General features: G+C 33.2%; 10 protein-coding genes. 3 read left to right on the forward strand and 7 right to left on the reverse strand.

Annotation, left to right across the window (positions count from 1 at the left end; genetic code table 11):
* Positions 1-19: 19 nt before the first annotated feature.
* The gene (locus ACJJVO_RS14075) at positions 20-1,099 is read left to right on the forward strand and encodes an imelysin family protein (RefSeq protein ID WP_405575214.1); all 1,080 of its coding nucleotides are present in this window, start codon (positions 20-22) and stop codon (positions 1,097-1,099) included.
* An 81-nt stretch (positions 1,100-1,180) separates the two neighbouring features.
* Positions 1,181-2,572 (forward strand): di-heme oxidoredictase family protein, encoded by a 1,392-nt coding sequence (locus ACJJVO_RS14080; protein WP_405575215.1) that lies wholly within the window; start codon positions 1,181-1,183, stop codon positions 2,570-2,572.
* Here ACJJVO_RS14080 and ACJJVO_RS14085 read toward each other — a convergent pair.
* The 7 genes from ACJJVO_RS14085 to ACJJVO_RS14115 all read right to left on the reverse strand — a co-directional run bounded on the left by ACJJVO_RS14085 (position 2,569) and on the right by ACJJVO_RS14115 (position 11,204).
* Positions 2,569-3,474 (reverse strand): serine/threonine protein phosphatase, encoded by a 906-nt coding sequence (locus tag ACJJVO_RS14085; protein WP_405575217.1) that lies wholly within the window; start codon positions 3,472-3,474, stop codon positions 2,569-2,571. The two genes, ACJJVO_RS14080 and ACJJVO_RS14085, sit on opposite strands and share 4 nt — an antisense overlap.
* 29 nt (positions 3,475-3,503) lie before the next feature.
* Positions 3,504-4,259, reverse strand: coding sequence for an SGNH/GDSL hydrolase family protein (locus ACJJVO_RS14090; RefSeq protein ID WP_405575219.1), 756 nt, complete (start codon positions 4,257-4,259; stop codon positions 3,504-3,506).
* 169 nt (positions 4,260-4,428) lie between these two features.
* Positions 4,429-7,878, reverse strand: coding sequence for a hypothetical protein (locus tag ACJJVO_RS14095; RefSeq protein WP_405575221.1), 3,450 nt, complete (start codon positions 7,876-7,878; stop codon positions 4,429-4,431).
* Between the two features lie 137 nt (positions 7,879-8,015).
* A complete protein-coding gene (locus tag ACJJVO_RS14100) occupies positions 8,016-9,194 on the reverse strand; it encodes an acyl-CoA dehydrogenase family protein (protein WP_405575223.1) in 1,179 nt (392 codons plus the stop codon).
* 111 nt (positions 9,195-9,305) lie between these two features.
* Positions 9,306-10,022 (reverse strand): tRNA1(Val) (adenine(37)-N6)-methyltransferase, encoded by a 717-nt coding sequence (locus ACJJVO_RS14105; protein ID WP_405575225.1) that lies wholly within the window; start codon positions 10,020-10,022, stop codon positions 9,306-9,308.
* Positions 10,022-10,552, reverse strand: a complete 531-nt coding sequence (gene rimM / locus ACJJVO_RS14110) for a ribosome maturation factor RimM (RefSeq protein ID WP_405575227.1) — start codon at positions 10,550-10,552, stop codon at positions 10,022-10,024. Before rimM ends, ACJJVO_RS14105 begins: the two co-directional genes overlap by 1 nt.
* A gap of 148 nt (positions 10,553-10,700) precedes the next feature.
* Positions 10,701-11,204 carry a 30S ribosomal protein S16 gene (locus tag ACJJVO_RS14115; RefSeq protein WP_405575229.1) on the reverse strand — a complete coding sequence of 168 codons (504 nt, stop codon included), beginning with the start codon at positions 11,202-11,204 and terminating at the stop codon, positions 10,701-10,703.
* Positions 11,205-11,452: 248 nt separating this feature from the next.
* Between ACJJVO_RS14115 and ACJJVO_RS14120 the strand changes: the two genes are divergently transcribed.
* Positions 11,453-12,706, forward strand: a complete 1,254-nt coding sequence (locus tag ACJJVO_RS14120) for a DUF6252 family protein (RefSeq protein ID WP_405575231.1) — start codon at positions 11,453-11,455, stop codon at positions 12,704-12,706.
* Positions 12,707-12,718 lie beyond the last annotated feature (12 nt).

The raw sequence follows: 12,718 nt of genomic DNA on the forward strand, positions 1-12,718 counted from the left end.
ATATAACACATAGATAATAATGAAAAAAAGTGCCATATTTTTAAGTTCAATCGCAGTAGCTGCATTGAGTTTTACAAGTTGTAGTGATAATGATGAAAGTACAGAAACTGTAGATCCAAATGCAGATTTATATACAGAGGTATTAACTGATGTTTCTTTAGATGTTATTACAGAAACTTATAATAGTTTATATACAAATGCCGGAATTTTAGAAACAGCAGTTAGTAATTTAACTATTGGAGACGAAACAGAATTAAGTGCAGTAAAAACAGCATGGCAGAATACTAGAGCACCTTGGGAAGAATCTGAAGGATTTCTTTACGGTCCTGTAGATACAGAAGGTATCGATCCAGCTATTGATTCTTGGCCAGTAGATGTTAATGCTATTAACAATATTTTAAATAGTGGAAATGCAATTACATCAACTTTATTAGAAAGTAATAATGAAGCTAGAGGGTTTCATACAATCGAGTATTTTATTTGGGGATTAGATGGCAATAAAACAGCTGCTGATTTAACAACAAGAGAAATAGAATATTTAACTGCAGCAACTCAAAATTTAAAAGCGCAAACAGAAGATTTATATTTTGGATGGTTAGCTACTGGTGATAATTTTGCTTTTAATTTTACAAATGCAGGCGAAACAGGTTCTATCTATACCTCTCAAAAAGGTGCTTTACAAGAAATAGTAGAAGGTTTAGTGATTATAGCAGACGAAGTTGCCAATGGTAAAATAGAAGAGCCATTAAATGGAAATAACGGAAGTGCAAAACCAGAAGCTGAGGAATCACGTTTTAGTAATAACTCTAAATTAGATTTTGCTGATAATATTAGAAGTATTCAGAATATCTATTTAGGTGATTTTAATGGAAATAATGGAAACGGAATTACTAATGTAGTTGACTTAACAAATGCTACTTTAGACGCTCAGATTAAAACGGCAATATCAGATGCAATTACTGCAATAGAAGCAATTCCTGGTACATTTACAGATGCCATTGAAAATAATAGAACTGCGGTACAAAACGCACAAACAAAAGTTGCCGATTTATTAACGGTTTTAGAATCGGATTTGGTTCCTTTCATAACAAATTTGTAATAGTTTTTACACCATATTATAATTTCTTAAAAAGAATACCAACATGTTTGGTATTCTTTTTTCCATATTAAGCAGACGACAATGAAACATCAAAATTATTTTTATTTTTTTATCCTTTTAGGAATTACTTTATTAGTATCATGTAAGTCTGATGATATGAGTGATTATGAAACGTTGCCAAATCTTGAAGGTCGTATTTTGGCAGGTGGTGAAACAACTGTTTTTTTAACATCAAGTAATTCATTTAGTACACCAGCAGCAAATTTAGAAGGTGGAGACCTAGACATGCATTTAGATGGTGATTTTCAATTTGAAGCAGCCTTTGTAACAGCTCCTGCAGGAATAAACGGAGGAATTGGCCCTATATTTAATAATACATCTTGTATTGCTTGTCACCCAAAAGATGGAAGAGCACCTTTTCCAGATGATATAAATGCACTAAGTGGCTTTTTTTTAAGGTCTAGTATTCCAGGCATTGCTGGAAATGGAGGCCCTGTTCCTGTTCCAAATTTTGGACTTCAAATTCAAAATCAAGCTATTTTTGGTTATGAACCAGAAGCTAAATTTCAAGTGAATTACACGTCTATAGTTGAAACTCTAGCAGACGGAACAACAGTAACATTACAAAAACCAAATTACAATTTAATTGAAGCTTATGAGACTGTGCCTAGTTCAATATTATTGTCGCCAAGATTAGCACCTCCTGTTTTTGGATTGGGATTATTAGAAGCCATATCTGAATCTGATATTCTATTAAATGAAGATATTAACGATAACGATAGTGACGGTATTTCTGGTAAAGCAAACTATGTTTACGACGCTATTTCAGGAACCACACAATTAGGACGTTTTGGATGGAAAGCTAATACAGCTACTATATTAGAACAATGTGCTGGAGCCTATCTTGGAGATATGGGTATTACGAGTTATTTATTTCCGCAAGAAACAGGTTATGGGCAAACTAATGGTAGTGATGGTTTGGGTGATGATCCTGAAATTACAGAGGAGATTTTAAATCAGGTGGCTTTCTATTGCCAAACACTTGCCGTTCCTGGTCCTAGAGATTACGAAGAAGATTCTGTAAGACGTGGTGCTCAAATTTTTGAAGATATACAATGTGCCAAATGTCATGTACCAAGCATGTCAACCTCTAGTAATTCAATATCTGCTATTTCTAATCAAACTATTTATGCGTATACAGATATGTTATTGCATGATATGGGAGATGATTTAGGAGATAACAGACCCGACTTTTTAGCGGAAGGCAATGAATGGAAAACAAGACCGCTTTGGGGAATTGGTTTAACTCAAGTGGTAAATGGTCATACAGACTTTTTACATGATGGAAGAGCAAAAAGTATTACTGAAGCCATATTATGGCATGGAGGTGAAGCTTTAAATTCTAAAAATGATTTTAAAGCATTATCTACACAAGACAGAGAAGACTTATTAGATTTTATAAATTCACTTTAGGCAGAACCTTCTGTTTTATAATCTACTAATTTTGTTGGCCCTTCTAATAAAAAGCGATCAATTTTTAAGGTGCCATCTTCGGTGGTTACAATTTGCCATTTTATAAGTGAAATAGCTCCGTTTTCAATTTCAAGGCCAGTAATACTTCTTGGATGTACACAGCTGCCATCATTAAAAAAAGCAATATCACCAGGCTCTGGAAAACGTGGTCTATGCGTATGACCTACAACGGTAATTAAATTATTGTTTTCGCTGATCCATTTTTTTGTTCTGCGTTCCACTTTAATAAGCTCTGTATAGTTTTTTGCCGGACTTGTAGGATCTGCAATTCCCATAACATTTAAAGGTTTCCATAATATCCGAACTAAAAATCGGCTCCATTTCCAGAAGGTATAATTCCACCAATCAGCTTGGTGACCATGTGTTAAAAATAACTCTTGGTTGGTTTCAGAATGTTTTAAAACAATACCTTCATGATATTGAATGCCACAAAATAAGTCTTCGTCATTTCCTGTTTTTGGATCAAAAAAGGTGGATAAGTATTTTTCAACATATTTAGGGTCGCGATACACCATATCGTGGTTGCCCCAAATCATGTGTAGTCGTTCTTCATCATGAAATTGTTTCATGAGCATATACACATTTTTATGTGCATGAAAAATAGATTCAAACGACAGGTTTTCCCATAACTCATCTCCATCACCTAATTCGCAATACTGAAATCCTTCGTTGTAATAATGCTTTAATGCATGAAAGTAGATGTTTCTATTGTTGGCAAAATCATCTGCAAAACTATTATCACCTCTATGGCAATCACTAAATAATATAAACTTAGTGGTATTATTGAAACTTATGCTTTTAGCATTTTTATAAGCACGATCTAACCTGGTTTTAGAGGACATAAAAAATGTTTCAACTAATGTAGTAAATCTTATTGAATTTTTTCAATCGCAATAGGAAGTAAGCGTTGTACAAACATAGAATAGGTTAATTGAGAAGGATGTAAGCCATCTGAGGCAACTAAACTTGGATTATTTAAACCTTGTCGAGTAATATCTGTAATATTCACAAACGTAATGTTTTGTTCGTTACAATAATTTTCGGCAAAAGCGTTGTATTGGTCTATTTCTGAAGATGTATTTTGAGTATTACCATAATTTTGTCCAAAAGGAGTATAAGCATAATCTGGAATAGAAATCACTATAACATTAGACTTGTCATTTTGAGCTAATTCAATAGCCTCTGAAACCAATAATGGAAATTCTGTTTCATAAACCGAAAATGCTTTATTTTGATATTGATTGTTTACACCGATTAATAAGGTAACTAAATCATTATTGTTTTCAGGGTTTTCATTAGAGATGGCATTAATTAGGTTATTGGTTGTCCAACCTGTTTGAGCAATAACTTTAAGGTTAAAAGTAGTTCCATCATTAAACGTCTCGATTAAATTGCTCTTTAATTGTTCAGGAAAACGACATGTTTCACAAACACTTTGGCCAATTGTATAACTATCTCCAAGTGCTAGAATATTAGTTGAATTAGTAATTATTACTTCGTCGTCATCATCAATAATTTCCTCAACGATTTCTTCAAGGTCTTCTTCAATTATAGTAATATCATCGCTAGTGCAAGAAGCTAATAATAACAATAATCCATAAAAAATAGTTTGATAAATTCTTTTCATATACTAAATATACGATAAAAATGATCTGTTAGTTTTATTTTTAGTTGATGTACTTAGTATAAAAAAATGCCTCTCGATTAAGAGAAGCATTTCTAAATTATATGATTTTATTTTAGTAAGACTGTTTCGTTTAACTAATTAAAAATCAGATCACCTAATTTGTTAGAGTTTATTTTTTATACAAAACATCTCTACCAATTGTACCGACCAACTGGTTTAAATACTCTGGTGATTTTGCTTCATTTAATGATTTTTTAGTATGCTCTAAACGTGTGTTTAATTGTAATTCTTCTGTTAAAATATCATTGTGTGGACTTTTAATAAAAGATTCTAAATAATCTATCTGTGAAGCATAATATTGAATGTCTTTTTCTTGTTTTAAGACTAACCTTTCTTTATACCAATCAGCATTTAAGACATAAGTTCTATCAAAATACTTTCTTAACTCTGGGTCACTAATATCTTTACCTTCATAATGACCATAAGCCATAATGTTTAATAGAATTTTTAAAGGCGGAATTGCTGCATCAATACTACCATCTTCAAAATAGTTGAGTGCTACTTTTTGTTGTGCTTCTACAATGTTGTTAATACCATCTACAAAATCCTCTAAATTTTGCAATTCTGGTTTTAACATGCGCTTGTTAAACACAGCAGTTGGCTCGTCAAACAATCTGTTTAAACATAATAAAGAGAATGTTTTGGTGATTCTATAGCCTAAACGACTAGCTAATACTTTTTCTCCGTTATGCTCAAAGTCTTCAAGCTTTTCTAAAGAGCCATTTGCAATTAAGTTTTTAGGATCTCTATCTTCTGGTGCCATTCTAGCCCAAATCTCTGGGATGAGTAAACTAACATCATGGTCAATTTTGTTTTCTGCACCAACGTAACCTGCTGCAGTACTAAATCCATTAGATTCTGTTAGGATGTGTGATAATAAAGCGTTGTTTAAATCTGTTGTTGGAGTCAACATATTAAATGGAGCTTTTGTTAATGCGCCTTCAGATCCTGCTCCTGTAGTAGATGGAGATTTACCTGTTAAACTACAGATAAAATCCATAAATAATTCTGGAGCTTCTTGATAATGAATTGGGTTGTATACCGCCAATGGTCTAATACCAGCTTCTCTATCTGCTGGGTTGTTTCTTCTACCTGGTAAAACGGCATTTACCACATGTATTACTGGGTCTTCAAGCTTAATTCTTCTACATAAGCGTACACCAACATCAGAGATGTAAGTTGCTTCCGTTTCATTATAAACTTTATTTGGTTCTAAATATCTTGGATTTTTAGTAGGTTCGCCATCCACAATTCTTGGATGAGAAGGCAAGACAAATTGTATGTCTTCATCATTAGAATCAATGATTTCTTTGATAAAATCTTTAACGGGTTGGGTGTACTTATCGTAATTTATGGTATCCTCATAGATTGCAATAGCATCTTTTTTAGATAACATTTCATAATTGGTTAAGAATCTACCATCAGAGATGATATCTAATTCAGCAAGTTTATCATAACCTCTTACAATAGCTTCATCTGGTCTTTGGAATAAATGTGCTTCACAATTAGTAAGCACTTTGACACTTTGGTTGGTGTATTCTTTATTTAAATTCTTAAAACGTTCTTTTGGCAATGTGATGGATGCTGTTATATCATCTTCTGTTTGAATCTTTTCACATGCTGCGAAATCTGAACGTAATTTATTGAGCATCCAGTTGCCTTCTTGATTAAAACCTATTCTAACATAACTACCAACAACTGGTGTATGGTTGTATATTAAAGACGTTCCTTTTGCACCATTGATAAATTCAACAGACATCATATCTTTCCAGTTAAGGTTTGCACCATGAGCTTGTCTAAATAATCGTTTTACAAATAATACTAATGAACGAATATGTACAGGAATATTATTTAAAAACTCATTAAACTCATCTGAATTTTCTTCATTTGGTGTTAATAGTTTAACAACAGAACCTAAGGTTCTTTTTTCACTTAAAAATGATCTTGAAATGGGTCTATTAGGATCTTTAACTTTCCATCGCGTTGAATAGTTAAACTCAATGATTTCATCCGCTTTCTTAAAATCCTCATCAATATTATGAATGTTAAACGGACTATAAGTAATAGCGTTTTGCATTGATTTAGAAATCTCAGACTTACCTCCTCCAGAAACGGTACAAGGCTTGTGGCAGAATACGCCTTCTGGATAAGTTTCAATCATTCTCCATAGATTGATAGATTTGTGTTTTTCTAATCTTAGTTTATTCCCAGAAGGATGGATGTAAGTTTTAAATGGAGATAAGGTTAACTTTTGTTCTTTACCTTTATAATTCCATGCGATGCTATTGGTAGCGGTATTAAAATAAGATGATTCTGGTATATAAACTAAATTTGGATAATTTTTGTCTATGGCATAATTTTCAGGTTTCACTTCAATTCTATCTGCCAATAGGGTTTTAACCTCTTCAAAAGTTTGGTCCAATCCGTAATATGTAGAATAGTCATTACAATTTACGGTTTCTCCCATAACACGTCTAGCGTAAGCTATAGCTCCACCAGCATGCTCTTCTTCAGCTAATCCAAATAGGTTTGCAGAGTAACTGATTTGTGTTTTTATTTCTTTTTTTGAATACCCATAATAGTTATCAGCAATAAGGGTAACAACAACACCTCTCTCATCTCTACATGTTATTTTAAATGCGCTACCTTCATTATAAAGCTCGTGTTCATTTTGCCAGCACATTCCGTCTTTTCTCTGACGTTCTGTAGCATCGTTATAATGTGGTAGACCTACATCTTTCTTTTTGAGTTTTAATAATTGAGGAGCAAGAATGATACAGCCTGTGTGACCTGTCCAATGCTCTGGATCTAATGCAGCATCATTATGAGCTAAATTAGGATCTCCTGCATTGCCAAATATAGATTCCACAAAATCTAAATTACTAACTAAGGTACCTGGTGCAAAAAAGCGTACTTCTAATGATTTTTCTTCAATAACACCTTTTACTTCTGGGCACACTACTGGTCTCAATAACATAGAAACCATAGTTTGCGCTTTCTCTGTTTGGTTTGATGTAAACGGAAGCGTTTTTAAATCATTTGGTGGAGTGAAAGCTGCATGTAAAAAGTGAGCTAATACAACTTTAGGTACTTCTTTTTTATCTAAAGGAACAGGTAGTGGACCTTCTACAATATGAAAAGTGCCTTTAGTTGTTCTTTTATCATGTAAAGGATTATTTAGGATACCTTGTTTAAGACGTTTTGATGTTACCAAATCGCTTTCAAAAGAATTGCCATCTGGCGGTAAACTGGCTTCTCTAGCTTGTCCTTTTCTAGATAAAATTAATGTGTTATTTGGAAGCACAAACGATTTTTCGATTGAAACATCCTTTAAATAATCGTCTATAAAATTTTGAATTCTTGAATCCGCAGGACAAAGGTGGCTTGCTAAAAGTCTCGATTTTTCTCTTAAACTTCTTATCAATCCTTGTGATAATACTTCAAATTTAGGATCACAGAATTTTTCTTTACTGTTTTCTGAATCTTTGTAGGTGGGTTGTCCTATTGAGGCTAATTGTAAGTTGATAAATTGAATGAGCTCCTGTCTTGTGTCTTCCATACTGAATGTTACTTGTAATTTTATTGAATGCAAATATAGGCCTCAGAGGAATTAAAAAAACTGTCTAATATCAGTTTATGAAAATTATAAAGGCTTAATTTGAAATTTTAAGCCTTTATAATTCATAAGTTTTATTCTTATTTAAAGGCATTTAAGCCTGTAATATCCAATCCTGTAATAAGTAAATGAATATCATGTGTACCTTCATAAGTAATAACACTTTCGAGGTTCATAGAATGACGCATAATAGAATATTCGCCAGAAATTCCCATACCACCAAGCATCTGTCTTGCTTCTCGTGCAATGTTAATTGCCATTTCAACATTATTACGTTTTGCCATAGAAATTTGTGCTGAGGTTGCAGTACCTGCTTCTCTCATTACACCAAGTCTCCACGCTAATAATTGAGCTTTAGTGATTTCGGTAATCATTTCAGCTAATTTCTTTTGTTGTAGCTGAAATTGTCCAATTGGCTTACCAAACTGCATACGTTCTTTACTATAACGTAAAGCGGTATCGTAACAATCCATTGCTGCACCAATTGCTCCCCAAGCAATACCAAAACGTGCAGAATCTAAACATCCTAATGGTGCTCCTAATCCAGATTTGTTTGGTAATAAGTTCTCTTTAGGGACTTTTACATTATCAAAAATAAGCTCTCCAGTAGCAGAAGCTCTAAGTGACCATTTGTTGTGTGTTTCTGGTGTAGAAAAACCTTCCATGCCGCGTTCTACAACTAAGCCATGAATTCGTCCACTTTCATCTTTTGCCCAAACTACAGCAACGTCGCAAAACGGTGAATTACTAATCCACATTTTAGCACCATTTAAAAGATAATGGTCACCCATATCTTTAAAGTTGGTGGTCATGCCTCCAGGATTAGAACCATGATCTGGCTCTGTTAATCCAAAAGAACCAATCCATTCACCAGAAGCTAATTTTGGTAAGTATTTTTGACGTTGTGCTTCGTTTCCATATTTCCAAATAGGATACATTACTAAAGACGATTGTACAGAGGCTGTACTACGAACACCTGAATCTCCACGCTCAATTTCTTGCATTATTAAACCATAAGAAATTTGGTCTAAGCCTGCGCCACCATATTCTTCAGGAATATAAGGTCCAAAAGCACCTATATCGGCTAAACCTTTTACAATTTGTTTTGGGAATTCAGCTTTTTGAGCATACTCCTCAATGATAGGTGAGACATCACGTTTTACCCATTCTCTTGCAGCATCGCGCACTAACTTGTGCTCTTCTGTAAGTAATTCATCAAGATTATAATAATCTGGTGCTTCGAATAAATCTGGTTTCATTCTAATTTTGTTATTTATAACTTCTAATTCTGAGAAATTATCAAAATAGAAGGTGTTATTTTATAAGTTTAACAAAAGTAACGAAAACGATAGCATTGCCCAACAATAGATTTACATTTTCAGATAAAAATCTTTGGTGAGATTAATGTAATCTTCTGTGTATTGATGACGCTCGGTTTCTATAACTAATTGAGACGTTTTAGTTGTGCTTTCTGTAAACGAGAATTCTAGTAAGCTTCGTTTAATTTCTGAATCAGGATTTCCTTTAACATGAAGTATACGATTAGGAAATAAACCCGATTTAGAAGCTAATTCAATAAATTTACGTTCTTCTTTAACAGGAATTACAACAGAAAACAAACCATCTTTAGATAGTAAATTGGCAACAGCAAAAATTAAATGTTCAAAAGGCATAGCGTCATTAAAACGCGCTAAATCTCTCGATGTATTTTCAGTTTTATAATTTTCGGAATAAAAAGGTGGATTACAAATTATAATATCAAATTTATCATCTATTTCTTCAACAAATTCAAGTAGTGAAGCATGATAGCAAAATAAACGATCTGCCCAAGGTGAGTTTTCAAAATTTTCGGAACATTGTTCGTAAGCATCCGCATCAATTTCTAGAGCTTCAATGTTTTCTGCATAGCTTCGTTGTGCTATCATTAAAGATAAAACTCCAGTACCTGCTCCAATATCTAATACAGAAAATGGATTAAGTTCTACTGAAGTCCATGCACCAAGTAAAACGCCATCTGTACCTATTTTCATGGCACATTGGTCTTGGTTTACAGAGAATTCTTTGAATTTAAAAGGAAGAGAACTCATTATTCTTCAAGATACAAATCAATTAATCCTTCAGGTGTGTTAACCTCAATGGTTTTGTTTTCTCGATCTACTTTATCTATAAATTCATCATTCATAGGAATTAAAATTTCAATACCATCTCTGTCAATTTCAAAAAGAGCTTGAGCTGTAGAATCATTTATTCCTGTAATAATACCAACATGTCCAAAGTTTTGATCTTTAACTGAAAAACCAATAACTTCATGAAAATAGAATTTATCGCCTTCTAGTTTTGGAAGTAATTCTAAAGGTAAGTATAGCTCTGTTTTAATTAATGCATCGGCATCTGCTTCTGTATCTACGTCTTCAAACTTTAAACGTAGCAAATCTGACTTGTGTAATTGTGAAGATTCAACAAAGAAAGGTACTAAATTTCCTCTTAGATCCACAAAAATAGCCTCTAAGCTATCGTATAAATTGGGTTCATCCGTATCTAGTTTTGCTAAAAGCTCTCCTTTAAAACTGTATTTAGATACAATTTTTCCTAAATAAAAACAATCTTCTTTTTTCATTTTCCTAGTCTGTCAGTTCAAACGCAGTCGAGAATAATAATAAATGCCAATCAATAATTACATCTCGACTGCACGCGATGTGACATTTTTGGTAATAAAAAAACCCAGACCATAATAGTCTGGGTTAAAAGTATAAAAAATATTTTTTTTATTCTTCTTCGTTTGAAGCTGCTGTTTCTTCAGTTGCTACTTCTTCTTCAACAACAGGTGTTGCTGCAGCGATACGTGCTTCATTTACAGCTTTTTCAGCTTCTAATGCTTTAGCTTTAACGTCAGCGTCAGCTTTAGATAAACCTTCAGATTTTGCTGCTACTTTAGCTGCTTTTTCTTCTAACCAAGCATCGAACTTCGCTTGTGCTTGTTCTTCAGTAAGTGCTCCTTTTCTAACACCACCAGCTAAATGATTTTTTAGCATTGCTCCTTTATAAGATAAAATTGCTTTTGCAGTGTCGGTTGGTTGTGCACCATTTTGTAACCATTGTACAGCTCCGTCAACATCTAATTCAATAGTTGCAGGATTTGTGTTTGGATTGTAAGCACCTAATTTCTCTAGGTATTTACCATCTCTTTTAGAGCGTGAATCCGCTGCTACGATCCAGTAATAAGGTTTTCCTTTTTTACCGTGTCTTTGTAATCTAATTTTTACAGGCATAATAATTAATTAATGAGGTTCTCGACCTCTGTTATTAATAAGGGCGCAAAGATACTATATTTTTTTGGTTTTGAATACAACTTATTGTTTTTTAGGAAAAAGTAAAGGTTTAGTTGAGTTCTTGCTAGTAATTTATTGCGTTTTAGCGAAAAGAAAATATCAAGAGCGCGACAATATTAAAAATTATTATACTTTTGATATTCTTGTTTCGTTATATTTGGGGCAAAGATAAAATTACCTTTTAGAATATGAAAAAACTAATCCTCTTAACGCTTGTTTTTCTAACAGTATTTAGTTGTGGTGATGAAGTTGAGTTTAATTCACCTGCACTGCAAGGCTCTTATAATAATCAACTTTGGAGAGCTAAATCTTTTGGAGCTAGAATAGCCGAAACAGGTGCTTTATCCATTAAAGGAATCAATAACGCTGAAACTTTAGAATTGTTTTTACCTTCTGCGTCAGTTGGTTTGTATTACTTAGGAGATGTTGATTCAATGGAGGCAAGGTTTACTGCAGCTGATGGTACAGTATATTCTACTAAGAATTCTAATGGTTCTCCTTATCCTGATTATGGTGAAATTAGACTTACTGAAATTTTAAATAATACATTTTCGGGTACGTTTCGTTTTAATGCCTATAGTGAATCTGGTGATGTTGTTAATTTTACTGGTGGAACTACTGAAGGGTTTAATGGTGATACTAATCCTCCAATTTATGGTGGTATATTTTATAGAGTTCCATTGTTATCTGGAACGATACCTTTAGATCCTATAGTATGTGAGGATGTTATTATTTTGGTAAATGAAGCTGAAGGAGCATATGAAGCAGCAACTTCAGAAGATTTAGAGTTTATAATTAAAGCAGATTTTGAAGCCGCTTGTAGTAATTACATAGCAGCATTAAATAATCAACGTGATTTTTGTGGAGATATCAATGGGACGATACAAGCCGTTATAGATGATTTAGGTAGTTGTGAAATGTCTTGTGAAGATGCAATGAGTAATGTAACTGAAGCAGAGTCGCAATATGTTACTGCTACTATTGGTAATTTTAATGAAATGTGTGCTCAGTATATATACTATTTACAAGAGCAAATAGAAATTTGTGAAGATGGAGATGGAAGTATCCAAGCTATAATAGATGGTTTAGATTGTGGTGATGCAGATAATGATGGTATTCCAAATGTTTTTGAAAACTTTAATGGTGATGTAGACGGTAATTTAGATGATCCAGGAGATGATTCAGATGGTGACGGTATTTTTAATTATTTAGATGATGATGACGATGGTGATGGTATTTTAACGCAATATGAAGCCGTAGATGCAGATGGTAATCCGGTTGATACAAATATTGATGGAGATTTCGATTATTTAGATAACGATGATGATGGTGATGGTATTTTAACCATTAACGAAAATGCAGATCCAAATGGTGATGGAAATCCTGATGATGCGCTTGATACAGATGGAAATGGAGTGCCAGATTATTTACAGCCTTTATAGAAAATATTAAAT

Source organism: Winogradskyella sp. Asnod2-B02-A (assembly GCF_045063645.1).
GTDB lineage: Bacteria > Bacteroidota > Bacteroidia > Flavobacteriales > Flavobacteriaceae > Winogradskyella.

Coding starts and splice junctions, on each gene's coding strand:
- ACJJVO_RS14075 (WP_405575214.1), top strand. CDS start 20: ATGAAAAAAAGTGCCATATTTTTAAGTTCAATCGCAGTAGCTGCATTG.
- ACJJVO_RS14080 (WP_405575215.1), top strand. CDS start 1,181: ATGAAACATCAAAATTATTTTTATTTTTTTATCCTTTTAGGAATTACT.
- ACJJVO_RS14085 (WP_405575217.1), bottom strand. CDS start 3,474: ATGTCCTCTAAAACCAGGTTAGATCGTGCTTATAAAAATGCTAAAAGC.
- ACJJVO_RS14090 (WP_405575219.1), bottom strand. CDS start 4,259: ATGAAAAGAATTTATCAAACTATTTTTTATGGATTATTGTTATTATTA.
- ACJJVO_RS14095 (WP_405575221.1), bottom strand. CDS start 7,878: ATGGAAGACACAAGACAGGAGCTCATTCAATTTATCAACTTACAATTA.
- ACJJVO_RS14100 (WP_405575223.1), bottom strand. CDS start 9,194: ATGAAACCAGATTTATTCGAAGCACCAGATTATTATAATCTTGATGAA.
- ACJJVO_RS14105 (WP_405575225.1), bottom strand. CDS start 10,022: ATGAGTTCTCTTCCTTTTAAATTCAAAGAATTCTCTGTAAACCAAGAC.
- rimM (WP_405575227.1), bottom strand. CDS start 10,552: ATGAAAAAAGAAGATTGTTTTTATTTAGGAAAAATTGTATCTAAATAC.
- ACJJVO_RS14115 (WP_405575229.1), bottom strand. CDS start 11,204: ATGCCTGTAAAAATTAGATTACAAAGACACGGTAAAAAAGGAAAACCT.
- ACJJVO_RS14120 (WP_405575231.1), top strand. CDS start 11,453: ATGAAAAAACTAATCCTCTTAACGCTTGTTTTTCTAACAGTATTTAGT.